The 16,717-nt window shown below is 50.0% G+C and carries 14 protein-coding genes; 4 read left to right on the top strand and 10 right to left on the bottom strand.

The genetic code is table 11. The features are described 5' to 3' along the window. Window positions 1-120: 120 nt before the first annotated feature. The 4 genes from JMI88_RS21975 to JMI88_RS21960 all read right to left on the bottom strand — a co-directional run bounded on the left by JMI88_RS21975 (window position 121) and on the right by JMI88_RS21960 (window position 5,107). Window positions 121-999, bottom strand: coding sequence for an alpha/beta fold hydrolase (locus JMI88_RS21975; RefSeq protein ID WP_201364126.1), 879 nt, complete (start codon window positions 997-999; stop codon window positions 121-123). A gap of 319 nt (window positions 1,000-1,318) precedes the next feature. Continuing rightward, complete coding sequence (gene eno, locus JMI88_RS21970) at window positions 1,319-2,623, bottom strand: phosphopyruvate hydratase (protein ID WP_201364334.1); 1,305 nt, start codon at window positions 2,621-2,623, stop codon at window positions 1,319-1,321. A gap of 205 nt (window positions 2,624-2,828) precedes the next feature. After that, the gene (gene hisC / locus JMI88_RS21965; RefSeq protein ID WP_201364125.1) at window positions 2,829-3,944 is read right to left on the bottom strand and encodes a histidinol-phosphate transaminase; all 1,116 of its coding nucleotides are present in this window, start codon (window positions 3,942-3,944) and stop codon (window positions 2,829-2,831) included. Between the two features lie 8 nt (window positions 3,945-3,952). Further along, complete coding sequence (locus JMI88_RS21960; protein ID WP_201364124.1) at window positions 3,953-5,107, bottom strand: hypothetical protein; 1,155 nt, start codon at window positions 5,105-5,107, stop codon at window positions 3,953-3,955. Between the two features lie 830 nt (window positions 5,108-5,937). Here JMI88_RS21960 and JMI88_RS21955 point away from each other — a divergent pair. Beyond that, the gene (locus JMI88_RS21955) at window positions 5,938-7,536 is read left to right on the top strand and encodes an alpha,alpha-trehalose-phosphate synthase (UDP-forming) (protein WP_201364123.1); all 1,599 of its coding nucleotides are present in this window, start codon (window positions 5,938-5,940) and stop codon (window positions 7,534-7,536) included. A 114-nt stretch (window positions 7,537-7,650) separates the two neighbouring features. Here JMI88_RS21955 and otsB read toward each other — a convergent pair whose 3' ends face one another. The 3 genes from otsB to JMI88_RS21940 form a co-directional block, all read right to left on the bottom strand. Further along, the gene (otsB, locus tag JMI88_RS21950) at window positions 7,651-8,457 is read right to left on the bottom strand and encodes a trehalose-phosphatase (RefSeq protein ID WP_201364122.1); all 807 of its coding nucleotides are present in this window, start codon (window positions 8,455-8,457) and stop codon (window positions 7,651-7,653) included. A 197-nt stretch (window positions 8,458-8,654) separates the two neighbouring features. Further along, window positions 8,655-10,829, bottom strand: a complete 2,175-nt coding sequence (locus JMI88_RS21945) for an amylo-alpha-1,6-glucosidase (RefSeq protein ID WP_201364121.1) — start codon at window positions 10,827-10,829, stop codon at window positions 8,655-8,657. 555 nt (window positions 10,830-11,384) lie between these two features. After that, window positions 11,385-12,374, bottom strand: a complete 990-nt coding sequence (locus JMI88_RS21940; protein ID WP_201364120.1) for an aldo/keto reductase — start codon at window positions 12,372-12,374, stop codon at window positions 11,385-11,387. A 398-nt stretch (window positions 12,375-12,772) separates the two neighbouring features. Between JMI88_RS21940 and JMI88_RS21935 the strand changes: the two genes are divergently transcribed. Both JMI88_RS21935 and JMI88_RS40765 read left to right on the top strand, forming a co-directional pair. Next, on the top strand, window positions 12,773-13,498 hold the full coding sequence (locus JMI88_RS21935) for a hypothetical protein (RefSeq protein ID WP_201364119.1): 726 nt from the start codon (window positions 12,773-12,775) through the stop codon (window positions 13,496-13,498). After that, window positions 13,398-13,784 carry a CHAP domain-containing protein gene (locus JMI88_RS40765; protein WP_373323937.1) on the top strand — a complete coding sequence of 129 codons (387 nt, stop codon included), beginning with the start codon at window positions 13,398-13,400 and terminating at the stop codon, window positions 13,782-13,784. Before JMI88_RS21935 ends, JMI88_RS40765 begins: the two co-directional genes overlap by 101 nt. Before the next feature lie 161 nt (window positions 13,785-13,945). Here the strand turns inward: JMI88_RS40765 and JMI88_RS21930 are convergent, their stop codons facing one another. Both JMI88_RS21930 and JMI88_RS21925 read right to left on the bottom strand, forming a co-directional pair. Beyond that, entirely contained in the window at window positions 13,946-14,329 is a 384-nt protein-coding gene (locus JMI88_RS21930; RefSeq protein WP_201364118.1) for a DUF3037 domain-containing protein, read from the bottom strand. Beyond that, window positions 14,307-15,089: a HipA family kinase gene (locus JMI88_RS21925; protein WP_201364117.1), complete on the bottom strand. Its 783-nt coding sequence runs from the start codon at window positions 15,087-15,089 to the stop codon at window positions 14,307-14,309. The genes JMI88_RS21930 and JMI88_RS21925 overlap by 23 nt, the downstream gene beginning before the upstream one ends. Before the next feature lie 218 nt (window positions 15,090-15,307). Here JMI88_RS21925 and JMI88_RS21920 point away from each other — a divergent pair, with 218 nt between their 5' ends. Next, the gene (locus JMI88_RS21920) at window positions 15,308-16,057 is read left to right on the top strand and encodes an SDR family NAD(P)-dependent oxidoreductase (RefSeq protein WP_201364116.1); all 750 of its coding nucleotides are present in this window, start codon (window positions 15,308-15,310) and stop codon (window positions 16,055-16,057) included. 203 nt (window positions 16,058-16,260) lie between these two features. Here the strand turns inward: JMI88_RS21920 and JMI88_RS21915 are convergent. Then, the coding region (locus tag JMI88_RS21915; protein WP_201364115.1) for a PfkB family carbohydrate kinase at window positions 16,261-16,717 on the bottom strand (457 nt) is incomplete at its 5' end.

Genomic DNA, 16,717 nt, shown 5'->3' with positions numbered 1-16,717 from the left:
AAGGTCTTTTTATATGTTGGTGCAGCATTCGCGCAAAAGCGCGAATGCTGCACCAACATATAAAAAGGGCTCGGGGCGCATGCGCCGAGATGAGGGAGCGCATGCGAGCCTGATCCTCTGTTAGAGGTTGGCCACAAAGTCGACCAGTGCTTTAGCGACACCATCTGGGGCATCAAACAGGGACAGATGGCCGGCATTGGGGAGCACGACCAGTTGTGACTGTGGAATCTCGCGATGCAAACGTTCCGCGTATGACAGTGGTGTCTGCTCATCTTTCTCGCCCCAGATGATCAATGTTGGCTTGCCAAGGGCGCGCAGATCACTGGAGACCGAATTCAGATAGAAAGGAATAAGGTTGCGCACTTGCTGGAAGAGGACCTCTTTACCAAGTTTGCTGTTCCAGGGCTCAACATAGTCATTGATGATTTTAGCAAAGGCCTGTGGATTAGCGCTGCCACGTAGTAACGTTTCACGTAGATCTTTGATCAGATCTTCCAGTTCCGTGTTATGGGGAGCATCGAAATCGCGGCGCTTCTCCATATCGGTCAAGGGCCAGTTTTCCGCGAATGCATGTAAGTAGCAGTTCGTATCGACCAGCACCAGAGCCTGTGTCTGCGGGCGCAACAGGCGTGTTGCCAGCACTTGTGCCACGCCACCGCCCAGGCCATGGCCGACCAGCACCATATTCGTGAGCTGCAAATCTTTAATCAAGTACGACAGCACATCTGCCTGTCCCCAGACAGATGTATCGGCTGGCCAGGGATGATCCGACTGACCAAACCCAAGCATATCGAAAGCATAGACCGCGCGCCGTAGACCGGTGAGCTGGCCCATAATGCCTTCCCAGGAAAAAGCTCCGGCAGGAAAATCATGCAGAAGCACGATAGCGCCATCAGTGCCGTATTCCGCACCCTGTACCAGGTAGCTAATGTTATAGTGAACAGAACGTCCCGAGCGTCGTTCGCGCGTATTGAGAACGTCAGATGTTTTGCTTGCCATAAATCCTCTCTTTAGTTGCGTTCATCGTGAGCGGGCGATCACAGACGGGCGAGGACAGATAGTATTTGTGCGGGTATATCTACCCTCGTCCACCTGTGGTTGCCCATGTGTTTGCTCTCTAATACTATAGCGCATCTGAGGCGTAGCGTACAGAGGCCCCTTACAAGAGGGCGCTTGCGCGCCCGACTTCTTATTATTCGTTGGTATTCGTTGGTGCAACCACGGTCGCAATGCGACCGTGGTTGCACCAACGAATAGAAGGCATCTTTCCCCGAGTAGGTTCGGCCCTTGCGGCCGATTTCTCGCCGCCCCTTGTATCTTAGGCTTTGGCATAGAGATCGGGGACGTTGTAGAAGGCGCTGTAGCCTGCATAGCGAGCGGTTTCAGCGCCCAGTTCATCCTCGATCACCAGCAAACGATTATATTTTGCGACCCGTTCACTGCGAGCCGGGGCTCCCGTTTTGATCTGGCCGGCATTGGTTGCCACTACCAGATCAGCAATCGTCGTATCTTCTGTTTCGCCCGAACGATGCGAGACCACGGCGGTAAACTGCGCGCGTTTAGCCATCTCAATCGCATCCAGCGTCTCGGTCAGCGTACCAATCTGATTCAGCTTGATCAAAATAGAATTGGCAGACTGTTCTCTAATACCACGTTTCAAGCGCTCGGTATTGGTCACAAACAGATCATCGCCAACGATCTGGACACGGTTGCCGACGCGCTGGCGGAACAGAGACCAGCCCTCCCAGTCATCCTCAGCCAGGCCATCTTCAATTGTTACCAGGGGATACTCACTGATCCACTGCTCATAGAGACTGACCATCTCGGCGGAAGATAATGTACGGCCCTCACGAGCCAGAGCATACTTGCCATTCTCGTATAGCTCGGTAGCGGCGGCATCCATACCCAGATAAATATCTCTGCCAGGTTTGTAGCCAGCGGTCTCGATCGCAGCCACCAGGACTTCCAGAGCGGCGCGATTATTGCCCAGAGAAGGAGCAAAGCCACCCTCATCGCCCACATTCGTATTCAGTTTTTTATCGTGCAGCACTTTTTTCAAGGCCTGATAGACCTCAGCGCCCATGCGTAAAGCCTCATGGAACGAAGATGCGCCAATAGGGAGCACCATATATTCCTGGAAGTCAGTAGAATTATCAGCGTGTTTACCACCATTGAGGATATTCATCATCGGCACAGGTAAAGTGCGAGCGGAAACGCCACCCAGATAGCGATAAAGTGGTTGTTGCTGTGCCTGTGCGGCCGCCTTAGCCACCGCCAGCGAAGCACCCAGAATCGCATTGGCACCTAACGTTGCCTTATTAGGAGTTCCATCTAACGAAATCATTACTTCATCGATTGTGGCCTGGTCCGTGGCATCCAGGCCAACCAGGGCATCCCCAATTGTATCCTGGACATTAGCTACAGCCTTCAGAACTCCCTTGCCGCCATAGCGACTCTTATCGCCATCGCGTAACTCAACTGCCTCGTGGGCACCAGTTGACGCGCCTGACGGCACCGCAGCAATACCCTGTGCGCCACCCATCAAAAGCACCTCAACCTGGACGGTCGGGTTACCACGTGAATCGAGTATTTCACGGGCTGTAACAGCCTCAATCGTCGTCAGATCGTCTGTATTGTATGGCATAAATAGTATTTCCTCCACAAAACCATATATGTGCACGACTCTGCACATCCTTGCGCGGCTATTGTACATCGTAAGGAGGGACTTGAGCAAGGGCATAAAGCCTATAGCAAAAGAGATAATTTGTACAGGAAAGCCATGGCTTTCCTGTACAAATTATCTCCTCTTGAAGTTTTAGCCGCAGAATCTATATATATTCATCGATGCTATCGAGCGCGTTAGCGATGAGGTTAGTATGTTCGGGGCGCCCGACGCTGATGCGAACAAAGTTACTCAGGTAAGGATGATTAAAGTAGCGGAGCATAATGCCACGGGCCTCAACCGCCCGCTTGATGCGTTCCATCCTGACTTCCTCCACATCTACCTCGGTTAAGATGAAATTTCCCTGCGAAGGCAGGGGGTGCAGATACGAGCGTTGAGCCAGCATCTGAAACAGGCGAGCCCGTTCCTCGTTTAACAAGTGCACCTTATCCAGGGCATAATCCAAGCGTTTAAGTGTTTCGATGGCAGCGATATGACCGGCCATATTGACCTCAAAAGGACATTGCGCGCGGCGCATATACGAAACTATCCATTCGGGGAAGATGCCATAGCCGATACGTAAACCGGCCAGTCCGGCCCATTTGCTAAAGGTACGCATCACCACCAGATTACGATGTTGAGGGACCAGGTGTGCCAGACCTTTAGGATTATCCGAGAATTCAGTGTAAGCCTCATCGACCATTACAATGCGACCCGTATCCAGCAACGCCAGAATATCCTGCTCACTGACCGGATTACCGGTCGGATTATTGGGCGAGCAAAGGACGATCATTTTGGTTTCAGGGGTCAGGGCCTTGATAATGGCCTCTACATCCACCTCATAATCATCTGTGCGCGGTACTTCCAACACGTACGCACCACAAAATGTCGTAATGAAGGTATACAGAGAAAAAGTTGGTGGGCAACAGATAATGTTGTCACCAACAGAAAGAAAAATGTGCCAGAGCAAATTAATCAGCTCATTGCTTCCGTGGCTAACCACGATATGACGACTATCGACACCAGTATACTCAGCGAGAGCCTCTTTAAGCGCTCGAGAGTCTGTATCGGGATAATTATTATAAGCAAAGTGGTTACCCAAAGCGGCCACCACTTCTGGGGCTGGTCCATAAGGACTTTCATTTGCGTTCAGCTTAATTAGCTGATCAACTGGTATTCCTGTACGTGCACTGAATGCTTCCTGAGACTCACCAGGTATATATTCAGCCATTCGATCCAATTCTGGGCGCACGTGAACAGGACGAGGGGAATACGTATACATGGTTTGTCCTATTTTTTAGAGTCGGCGTCCACAAAAATCTGTGCAGGTCGACGAATCAGTGAGCTCCGAGCCGCAGTATTGCCGGTCGAACCATTAAAGAGCGAGCCACTGTTCGCCCCTCCGAACTGCCGGGAAGGCTGGACGGAAGGTTGCCCTTTTGGGGTATCCGGGCGCTGCTCTGTTGTTTGTTGCATCATATCCAAGCCCCGACGTAGCGTCATCATGTCGCGCATAAAACAGGCCACAGCAGAAGCTGCCGAACCTTTGTCCTTTGATGTTTCATAGCGACGGGCCGTAGCTTCACCAGCCAATTGAGCAGCTTCCGCCATTGGATCGGAGGTTTTAGCTGCATAGGCATCCTGGAAGATGTCATCCCAGTTGCCCCAGCGACCACGTAGTGGTTTCCAGCCTAGCTGGCTATCACTAATAGTACGCCACTTCTCTTCGGTGAATTGAATCCAGTCCTCTAATAAACGGTTTAATGCAGCCACTTGTTGACGCAACTGTTCTTCTTCTTGCGAAGGCCGTTGTGCAAAGCTCTGCGGCAATCCATCGGTACTCTGGGTGCTCACGAATTCGTTATTGTAAGTGTTATTTCCCGCTGGTTGATAATTCATAGCGGGCTGACCTGCGAAGCCATTGGGAGAGAAATCGTGTGCTCCTGGAAAGAAACCCGAGCCATTGAATGGCTGCATACCTTCGGATGGCATCTGCCCACCGGGCATACCCAGCATTGGCAATTCGGTACCAGCAGGTAACTCGCCAATAACATGGATACCATTGGCGCCCAACAAAGGGCTCATAATGGTGGTACCATCCTGTAGCATAATGCTATCAGTCAGGCCAGAGTTTCCGCCAATGACAATTTCCTCATGGCCAACTGCATCCAAAATACGCCAGGCCAAACGGGGGTGTTGTACGGACCACCAGACTCTACGGCCAATAAAGACGGTGGCAAAGGTAAAGTTCACCACCAGCCAGACAATACCACGCACCGCTAACCAGTTGACGAGCGCAATCACAATAATGATATACCATGGGTTTTGCTGTCCCGCCTCCTCAATAAAAGTTAGTACGGCTGCAACGGTAAGGCTGGGATCGCGCAACGGATTGATGAAATCCAGTACACGCAAAAACCAATTCTTACCTTTCGTCTCTTCCAAATTTGCGCTCCTCTCAATAGTGCCACGGGTCAGATAAAACACATAATTCCTCTGCTTCTCGCAGGGCAATTCTAGCATGATGCCCTATGTAACCGCAAAGTTTTACTTAACTCATAGTAGTTATGGGTTATCGTCTATATAGTATCTGATAAAGAGATACCAGTTAATAAGTATATACAATAGGAATAGCGACAAATACGAATATCAGGAAGCTTAAGGCAGAGCAAAACAGCATCCTGATCGCTCTTCACTAACCAAAACGAGTACTTTGTCAGGTCTTGCTACAAGTGGGACTATTGTCTCATCTTGTATAAGTAAGACTAACCGTGACGAGCAAATTTTTGCAGATGGAATACGTCTTATTTATAGAGAGGGAAGCAAACGTACAAGTTGAAGTAGAGAGGGAAGCAAACACACAAATTGAAGTAGAGAGGGAAGCAAACACACAAATTAAAAATAAGTAGCCAAAAATGAGTCGGAAAACGACCTATCAATCGTATCAAGTGCGGAAACTCAACAATGCTGAGGGGTAATAAAGTTGGAGGCAGTTAAACCACAAAGGAGATTTCAGGTGTTGTCTCTCCATCGACCTGGTAGAAAGCCTTCTGAGGCAGAGCCTATGCATTCTGCTTTATTGTATGGTAACATTACTCTTGGGGACTTGCATAGCTCCGTCATGCATGAATAGGTTTGTTGGTAGGTCAAATCGTGTCAAAGTTTCAGCCTTCAACAAAAAGGATTAATACAATTTTGAGAAAGGCGCAATATAGATTGAGGCACGGTAGTACCGAAGGCAAGAACAGTAAACACCTGTTAGAAAGGATATACCCATGCCCACGCGGAAGACGACAAAGGTCCCTCCTCCGCAGTTATCGCACGCTCAACGTCTGATTATTGCTTCAAACCGAGGTCCAGTAGAATTTCAGCTCAAGCAAGATAAGACGCTCAAAGCGAGACGCGGTGCTGGCGGTATGGTGACGGCTTTAATTGATGCCGGAAACCGTATGGAGGTCTCGTGGGTTGCAATGACCATGACTGATGGGGACCGCCTGGCCGTGAAGAAAACCCAGGAAGAGAATAATGGCATTCTACAATCTCCTATCCCTGGTCAAAAGATGCAACTGCGCTATGTTTCCGTATCCAAGGATGCATACCGTAAACATTATGAAAAAATCAGTAATGAGCTGCTCTGGTTCCTGCAGCACTATATGTACGATCCTACGCAGGATTCCGTTTCGGCAGCCCAACTACAGGATGCCTGGGAAAACGGCTATACCGTGGCCAATCAGGCCATAGCTGATGCTGTCTGCACCGAGATTGAGAGCGAAAACACCGTACCCGTGGTGATGTTGCAGGACTATCATCTCTACCTTGCGCCATTGATGATTCGTCGGCGACACCCGACCATTATCATGCAGCAATTCATCCATATCCCCTGGCCTGATGTACGCTGCTGGCATTTCCTACCCAGTAATATTGCCCAGGCAATTTACAGCGGTCTGGTTGGTAATGATATTATCGGTTTTCAAACCGAGCGCGATGCGCGCAACTTTCTGGAAGGGGCTCGTACGCTCTTAGATGGAGCGGTAGTCGACTTTGAGGAAGGAGCCATCTGGTGGCAGGGACATCGCACTCAGACGAGGTCTTATCCTATCTCAATTTCTGTCTCTGAAGAGCGCCGTGTCGTTAATAGTGCCGCTGGACGTCGGGCCGCCGAGCAAATGAAGAAGTTACTTGGTGACTACACCATTATGCGCGTCGATCGCGTCGAGCCAACCAAAAACATTATTCGCGGTTTTCAAGCCTATGAGGATGTGCTTGAAAAGCACCCGGAATTGCATGGGAAAGTTACCTTTCTCGCGTTTCTGGTCCCTTCTCGTCAGTCTCTCCCCACATATCGCCGCTTCGATGGAGATGTACGTGCGTTGATAGAGGAGATCAACAACAAATACGGTACTGACGACTGGACTCCTATTCAGGCATTCTTTGGCAATGATCGTGTACGAGCGCTGGCCGCTATGCAGTATTACGATGTACTGCTCGTCAATCCAATCATTGATGGCATGAATCTGGTTGCCAAGGAAGGCCCGGCCGTCAATCAGACTGATGGTGTGCTGGTCTTATCGCGTACGGCAGGAGCATTTCAGCAACTGGCAAAAGGCTCCATTCCCACGTCGCCAACCGACGTCTTCGAAACTTCTCAAGCTTTATACCATGCATTGATGTTGTCCCCTGAAGAGAGGCATTTGAAGGCTACCCTGGCGCGCCAGGCGGTTGAACGCAGCGACCTGACTATATGGATGGCCCGACAGATTTCTGATATTAACGAGTTGCTGGAGCGCGTCTTTGCCAGTACCACGCCGGCACCTGTTGTATCACCCAATATCGATCCCCTTTCAGGCACACCCATCGTCGCCAATATGGCATAGTGTGTGTCACCGATATAGCAGTGTTTGCTAAACTAAAAAAACTGGTTGGTTGATAGCGATGCAACTGTAGAGGTACCATGCTGGTACCCCTACGATTGCTTCCCTATGACTTTCTCAGGCTTTCTGTTCACTGATATCGATGGTCATTTGTTGAAGTAGTTGTACCATTGCTTCAACCCCCTGGACAACGGTGTCTGCATGTTCGAGGAGGGCCGCGGGCGTATCTGGATGTTGGACCGCAATCCCGTGGGCCGCATAGCCGTCCTGCCGGAGACGCGCAATTTCTAGAATGCCATGTAGATCCGTCCTATCGTCACCAGCGAAGATGACTCCCTGTAATGCAAAGTGTTCGACGAAGCGACGTAGCGCTTTTCCTTTATTTATCGTGAGCGGTGCAAGTATTTCGACTACACGTTTGCCTTCATCGATATGCATATGCAATCTGGCAGCAGGCTCCTTTAAGGTTGCAAGGATCGTTGCACGAGCCTGCTCTGGATCAGGAGCAAGGCGATAGTGCAGCGTGCCGCCGATGCTTTTGCGCTGCACTATCAGTCCTGGTATCTGTGGTACCAGTTCTTTTTCTGCCAGATCCAATAACTCTTGACCAGGTTTTGTATATGGTACCGCCTCGGGAATCAAGGCTATGTCGTGCGTAGAAGGCAATCCCTGGCACCATTCCAGTCCATGTGTTCCTACATAGGTCAAACCCTCTACATTGACGATGCGTGCGCCATCGGTTACGGCGCGGCCAGTAATAATGCCGACATGTGCAAACCGGCTGGCCTGCTCTAAATATTGTGCAGCCCCGGGATAGAGATAAGCCTTATCAGGGGTAGGAGCGATTGGGCTTAACGTACCATCTATATCAAATACCAATCCCAGGGGGTGTTGACTGAGTACAGCGGAAATATTCTTTGACACTATCACATCTTCTCCATCTTCTAGTGTACGTACATATACATAAGTGTTGATGAGCAGCATTTACTGCTCACTATGCCTGATGCGACCAGAGTTTGTCAATGGAGCCCGTGAGCATAGCGTAGCATGGAAAGATGCCCGATCCTTATGCACAGGATCGGGCATCTTTCCGTGTGATGGTTGCAAACGTGGTTTACATATTAATAAAGGACACGTACATCAACGGCATTATCGCGACCGATGGAAACGTCCGTCTGACTACCCTGACGGTTAAAGCGCAGGTGCAGGCGTTGTGAGCCGATAGAGAGGCCGTTGATCTCCAGGCTGGTAAGCCAGTCTGGCAGGGTGGGTTGGTGCAGGGTCAGGCGGCTCTCTGCGGCATTGGGATGGAAACCCAATAAGGAAAAGAGCAGCGCCACAGGCGCACCAGCGGCCCAGGCCTGTGGTGAGCAGGAAACTGGATAGCGGGTGGGACCATAGCCCTCACGGCGCTCAAAACCACAATAGAGTTCGGGCAGGCGCGCGTCAGAAAAATGCTGGCTGGCATCAAACAGGCTCTTAAGCAACTGGCCCGCCTCTTGTTTGCCGCCATAAAGCGCGAAGCCGGTACCAACCAGTGCCGTATCATGAGGCCAGACCGAGCCATTGTGATAGCTCAAAGGATTATAGCGGGCGGCTTGCGTTGAAAGGGTACGCATACCCCAGCCGCTAAACATATCCTTACGCATCAGGCGCTCAATAATCTGCTGGGCCTTATCATCTGGCAGAATGCCGCTCCAGAGACACTGTCCTGCGTTCGAGGTCAGTACATCGCATGGCTCTTTATTCTCGGCCAGGGCCAGGTAGACGCTTTGCTCGGCTTCCCACCAAAAGTGCTCCAGGAAGTTTTTCTGCAATGTCTCAGCCTTTTGATCCCAGTAGCGGCACTCCTCTGATCGCCTGATGCGGCGTGCCAGATAGCTACCTGCGCGGTAGGCTGCATAGGCATAGCCCTGGACCTCACAGAGGGCTAGCGGTGAACGAGCGATTCTACTATCACTATGGGTCATACTATCCCAGGCATCTTTCCAGCCCTGATTCGCCAGACCTGTACTGGCCTTACGATGGTATTCCAGGAATGAATCGCCGTCCTGATCTCCATAATTGATCATCCACTCGATGGCGGCCTGAATATTGGACCAATGCTGCTCTAAAAAGGACACATCGTTGGTCCAGCGCATATACGCCTCGAAGAGAATCACGAAAAGTGGGGTCGCATCAACTGTTCCATAATATGGAATATAGGGAATTTCGCGGCAAGCGGCCATCTCACCTTTTCTAAATTCATGCAGAATTTTACCGGGCTCCTCATCGGTGAACGCATCAATTTTTGTGCCCTGATAGGCCGCCAGAAAGGCCAGGGTACCACGAGCCACCTGTGGATACAAAGGCAGAAATTCTAGCGCCGCAATCAATCCATCGCGTCCAAAAGGGCAATTAAACCAGGGGATACCGGCATAAGGATAATAGCCGTAGGGAGTCATCGTGCTCAGCATCATCAGATCCTGAACACCGCGCTCCAACAGGCGATTGAAGAAAGGATGATCGGTTTCGATCGTCGGCTGTTCCGTTTCACGCCAGAGCGTGACTGCCTGAGCCGTCTCTAATTTTTCCTGGCTCGACTCATCCATGTGGAGCAGCAGGCTGATCTCTACTGGCTCGCCGCGTTTGAGCTGCAATTTCCAGTCCATCTGGTCCCCTTGAACGGATGACGGTGCAGGAGAGGCTTGAATTGCCGTCGAGCGCATTACCTGATCGAGTCCCTCATAACTGAGTTGCACACCGTTTTGAGCAATTTTGGCTGACTGCTGTACACCACGCTTTTCACGTACGGTGCCGCGTACTTCAAACATATCACAATAATCGGCACCCACCATGAGGCTTAATGTAAGAGGTAGATCGGCAGTATGAAAATTGGTAATTGTAAAAGTTTGTTTGAGATAGTCTTGCTCTAGCTCGATAAAACGATCCACATGTACTACTCCCTGTTCGAGGAGAGTATCTTCTGTCAATTGTAATGGCATATTAGTGAGATCGATATGGCATGCATCACTCATTTGTGAGGTTTGATGTGAGAGTGCAACAAGCTTTTTCCCTTCCAGAAAAAGGTTGCATGTGCGCAAAAAGCGCGTCCCATGGCGGAATAATCCCATCTCCTGGCGTGTAGAGAGTAAATCGCCACACACATCTAATAGAAGGAAACTATCGCCACACTTAAGCGTAATCGATGTCGCATTAACCTGTTCTTCTTCCTCAATGAGCTTGATTGCCTCTGGTTGTACCTGCTGACCTTCAACTATTGGTAGCAGGGCCACATGCATTTTGTCATCTATCATGACAGCTTTCCTACCTAATATAAAGAAATGCCCACGTGTTAGCGCAGGTGGAATGCAAAAATGGGTAACAGTGGCGCGATGGCTTGCTACACTGAGAGGTCTACCACAAAGGGGTGCACCAAAAAGAATGCAGTGTGTCCAGAAAAAGTATAGGATGCACATTACATCCAGGGCATCGCTGCCTCCCTGGCACGGTTCCTGACGAAACCGCTGTGGGTGTACTTCTACCTCTATGTTTAAGTACCCTTTGATACTTATCGTACCTCATGCTACCTACAACTATACATCAGAAGAGGAATTCATAGTCTATATCATTAGGACATTTAGTGTTTGCCAATAGTACCATAGTGTAGTCGGGTTATAAATTATAACGATACTTATTAAAACTGATTCAGGTAATGGATAGAAAAATATTGTATATATAAAGCGAGCATGCGGTATGAGTTAGTGATGGAAGGATTGCAAATAATGAGCTGTATTTGAGGTGTAATGGAGAGGAAAGAGTACTGGCATAAATTTGTTTTATCTATGCCAGTAGCAACGATGCTAGTCAACCTACCAGCGGGAATGAACCTGGGCGCGGATGCGTCTATCGTAGAGTTCCTGAATGCGGCGCATGGTATCGTCGCTTAAAGGAGCCAGGTTAGAGGCCCGGGTATTACTGGTGGCTTGATCTGGATTTTTTGCGCCCGGAATAACGGTTGAAACCTCAGGGAACATCAGGATCCAGCGTAAGGCAAATTGGGCCAGGGTGGTTCCCTCAGGAACCAGGTCACGCAATTCTTCGACTGCTTGCAAGCCAGTCTCATAATCAACGCCAGAGAATGTCTCACCTTGATCAAAGGATTCACCGTGGCGATTATAATTGCGATGATCTTTGGCATCAAACTGCGTGTCTGATTTAAACTTACCCGTTAAGAGACCACTGGCCAGCGGGACGCGCACAATAATACCAACATTGCGCTCACGAGCGGCGGCAAAGAATGCTTCGGCTGGCTTGAGGCGGAAGATATTAAAGATGATCTGCACCGTTTTCACGTTAGGATACTGAATAGCTTTGAGTGCTTCTTCAACCTTCTCAACACTGACTCCATAGTTCTTCAGCTTTCCCTCTTGAACCAATGTATCCAGGTGTCCAAAGACTTCCGGTATGTCATAGACTTCGGATGGTGGACAATGCAGCTGTAACAGATCCAGTGCCTCAACATCCAGATTGCGCAAGCTACGCTCTACAAAGCCTCTTAAATTCTGAAGATTGTTATAGCCTGAGGCCACATGTGGATTCAATCTGCGACCAGCTTTGGTGGCAATAAACAAAGGCTCACTGCGCTCCTTGCGCACCTGAGCCACCAGCTGCTCCGAATGGCCATTGCCATAAACATCGGCGGTATCGATAAAGTTGACTCCTTCATCGATTGCTTTATGTAGGGCGGCCAGCGCAACTGAATCGTCGGTTTGTCCCCAGGCATCGCCACCGATACCCCAGGAACCAAAGCCAACCTCAGAGGTATTCCAGCCGGTACGTCCAAGCGTACGATAGTGCATTTCATCAACCTTTCTTGAATTGCATATCTCTTATCCATTCCCTATAGCTTATCGCAGCGTGCGCGACAATGCCAAATCCGCCAACGAACTTCAGTGAAAAAGAATACCAGACCACCCAGATTTTAATATATTCTTTATTTTTCTGTATCTGCAAAAGAATTTTTACCATACTTAATATGATTATACGTGCAAAAATATGATAGTTATATAGTCCTGTATTTTGGTGATTATTTGACCATTATTGGACTGTTGATTAAAGTTTGTTGATGTAAGTACTAAATATCGTCGTGCGTCGTATGTGGTACTTTCTTGTATTCAGATTACTGCGAAGTGTAGCCTCATAGTCATCTGAATATGAATAAGTATGACTTAACTGTGTAAGATTGAAGGTAATTCGTATGGTGTTTAGAGATCGTAATCGTAAAGTTGCTACTGACGTTCAAAATAGCGCTATTCCAGCAGAGAAAACAGGAGGGGATGCGGACTTGCTCGTTGAGCAACTATCATTTCCTGATACCGATGCAATGGCGGCTGTTCCAGCTAAGACTAAACCTGCGCCTGTTTCCACTGCTCTAGACTCCTCGACAACGCCAGGCTCGACACAAAGCAAGCTTACGACGACATCGGTACGTATGCCCGTCGTTATTCCTGGAAATGGAAAAAAGGGTGCAGGTACGATGCGTCCTCCACGAGGACGAAGTGTGGTCCTTCATGCTGGCGTCGCACTAACGCTCATTGTTGTCGTCGCTGGAGCTTTAATGGCTGTACTTCCAACTGGAATGAGCCAGGCATTCCAATCAGGTAAGCTCTTTGAGCCATCGACGAGTTCGGTTACCTCGCAGCAGAATAATACAGCACTGATCGCCGCTCAGGCCGCGACCGCAACTGCCGTGACTCAAGATGGATATGATCCAGGCAATGTGTCCTATGCTGGTGTGAAGCAGAGTCCAGTCCCGACTCAAGCCCCAATCCCGACTCAAGCCCCGGTGCAGGCTCCGGTCCCAGCTCCAGCTCCGCCAACCAATGTTGCCGGGAATGCTGATACTTCTGGTCGTTTTTTTTGTTGGTCAATGTACTTATTGGGCGAACATCCATTACCACGGCTTGACCGGATGGTGGGTTGAGTGGCTGGGGAATGCAGATGCATGGGTTGGTGGAGCTGCGTCAGCTGGTTGGATTACTTCGTCTGAGCCTAATCCAAATGGGCCTTCAATTATTGTGCTGCAGCCATATACAGAAGGTGCCGGTGCATATGGGCATGTAGGCGTTGTAGAGTCAGGTGTGAGTGCGGCGAGCGCAAATGCGAATGGCGTGAGTGTCAGTAGTATGAACTGGAATGGCGGTTGGGACCAGGTAAGTTACTGGACATTCCACCCCGGTGCTGGCGTTTCTTTTATTTGGCATCCATAGATACTCATAGATACTTATCTTAGATCGGCCGAGCCTGTTTTATTCAGTGGTGCAAAAAGCGCGCACAGCGCGCTTTTTGCACCACTGAATGTATAATTTTTCGAGCTCCCCAGGGACAAAAGCTTATACATAAAGATGATGATCGCAGCGGTTTTCAAAGTTTAGAGCACCAGTTTGTGGAGCAAGCTGGTAAGCGCACTTTCTGGTTGTTGACAGAGTCCTGAGTGGACCGGAGAGGTTTGAATAATAGTGCTCCGGGGCGAGACCAGCCAGTGAAATCGCTCAGACTGCGAGAGCTGTCCGATGGGTCCACTCCCTTCTTTACCCGAGCAGACAAGTAGCAGGTGATCAAGCTCGGTTTGGACAGCTTTAAGATCTAGTGTGGGAGCAAGCGCGTGGATGCGAGCTTCATCCAGGTGGATGCGAGCTTCCATGAAGCGACGCGTGCGACAAAACAAAATTATCCCGACATTAATGCATTCACCGCGCTCGACACCTGGTACGAGGCGGATAATGGCATAGTCATAAGAGCTGATCGCGGGCACGCAGGGCCTCCTCTACAAAAATTGATGAATGCTCCAGGCGATCCAGCAGATAATCCAGATATGCTTGTCGATGGAGAGCAGGTGTGGCAAAGGTGGCATCCTGTTCCAACCAGGAGTCCGGTATCAGATTGACAATAGCCTTGAGCTTAGTGGCATCAAGGCGTCCTTTTAAGTGCTGGTCAGCTTCTGGTAACAGGCTGGCCACGGGTAATAAGACATGGCTTTTGATGGTTGTAAATGGGATGCGGCTACGAGCCATATAATCAGCGTTGACGTGATGAAAATAGAGCGAGGCCCCATGATCAATCAGCATCAAGCGACGATGCCACCAGATCATATTGGTGTTGCGGGGTGTGCGATCCACGTTAGTCACAAAGGCATCGAACCAGAGGATTGACGAGGCCAGCAAAGGATCCAGATCGATGGCATCCAGGGCATCGAAGGTCAGAGCGCCCGGTAGAAAGTCCAGTGCCAGATTCAAGCCTGCACTTGCCTTCAGCAACTCCTGAATCTCAAAATCAGGTTCTGAACGACCCAGCACGGGGTCCAATTCCATAAAGACAATTTCGGGCACAGGAAGTCCCAGGGCGCGCGCTATTTCACCCGCAACCAGCTCAGCAATTAGTGCCTTCAGCCCCTGGCCAGCACCACGGAACTTCAGAACATATAAACCATCGTCATCGGCCTCTACAATTGCGGGCAGTGATCCCCCTTCGCGCAATGGGGTCACGTAGCGTGTAGTGGAAATTGTTCTCAGCATATATGTATTTTAGCATAGGTTTGCTCTACCTGTACGCTGAAAATAAGCCCTGGCAGGAGACTGACATTGATGATGAGATAAGTATCCTAATTTGCCCCTGCCATTGAACTGTTGACGTCCTTTATACGTGTTATAGCTATATGCCTATATGCCAAAAAATGGATGAATTTTTAAAGACCAGAGAATATTTTCTGTATAGAAGAGGTTTACAAGAACATATGGCAAACTCACTACAGGATAAAGTCGCCCTGATTACGGGTGCATCATCGGGAATAGGTGAAGCATCTGCGCTCTCGCTGGCAGCCGAGGGAGCATATGTGGCAGTGGTGGCACGACGTAAGGATCGACTACAAGATTTGATTCACCGCATTCATGAGCGTGGTGGCCGGGCCCTGCCGATCGTCGCAGATGTCGCTGACGAACAGCAGGTCAAAGAGATGGTCAAATACGTCAAACATAAGCTGGGTCGTATCGATATCCTCATCAACAATGCTGGCGTTATGCTGCTGGGTCAGATCGATGGTGCCAATACTGAAGATTGGCGACGGATGGTAGCCATTAACGTGATGGGTTTGATGTATACGACACATGCCGTTTTGCCGATCATGAAAGAGCAAAATAGAGGGCATATCGTCAATATTTCATCCGTAGCTGGTCGGATCGCTCGTGCCGGTAGCGGTGTATACAATGTCACCAAATGGGGCGTAGTCGCATTTTCAGAGGCATTGAGGCAAGAGATCTATAAAAATAATATTCGCGTGACTGTGATCGAGCCAGGGGCAGTGGCAACTGAATTGACCGACCATATCACTGATGAGAATGCTAAAAAGCAACAGGGCGAGTGGTTGCAGGGATTAACACCGCTGGAAAGTGAAGATATTGCCGCTGCGATCGTCTACGCTGTAACACAGCCTGAGCGCGTCAACGTCAATGAAATCCTGATTCGTCCCACGGGCCAGGATCGCTAAAATGGCCTATCGGGATGGCTGGCTAGCCAGCCCCTGGGCTGGGGAGAACGCAGGCGTCCCCAATCTCTTTTTCATGGTTGGTGCAGCAGGTGCGTGAATGCGCACCTGCTGCACCAACCATGAAAAAGACTTTTTGGGCGCCGGAGGTGCGAACCATCAGGAGCTGTAACCAAAAGCAGAACATGCTTTTGGTTGTATAGAGTTTAGCGGAAGCGCTTGTTTGTTTCTGTCTGGATGAGGGCTTTGACGTCGGCGGGTGTAAAGATCGCGATGTCGCCCGGCGTACAGCGCTTAAGCGCGGCCAGGGCATTGCCAAATTCGAGGGGAGTAAGGCCGACCGCGCCGCGTTGCGCGGCCATCTCCTGGTAGAGTGCTCCTCCCAGATGGGCATAGAGATAACCGGCGGCAAAGGCGTCACCTGAGCCAAAGCGAGCATTGCCTTCGGTAGGGAAGATAGCAGCCCGGGCATATGTTCCATGGTCCAGATGGGCTGAACCTTCTTTGCCCAGTGTCAGCACCAGTGTCTTATTGTCCCCAAAGCGGTCAGCCATCTGTCGCAAAACAGTGTCGGGTCCACCATCAAAGCCCCATAGTTCGGCGGCATCGGCACTGGCGCAGAAAAGGATGCTGGCCTGCTGGCAGGCCTGTTCAATCTGCCTG

It is taken from the genome of Dictyobacter formicarum, from assembly GCF_016587435.1.
The sequence above is the reverse complement of the archived record's forward strand: the minus strand, read 5'-3'. Positions and strand labels throughout refer to the sequence as shown.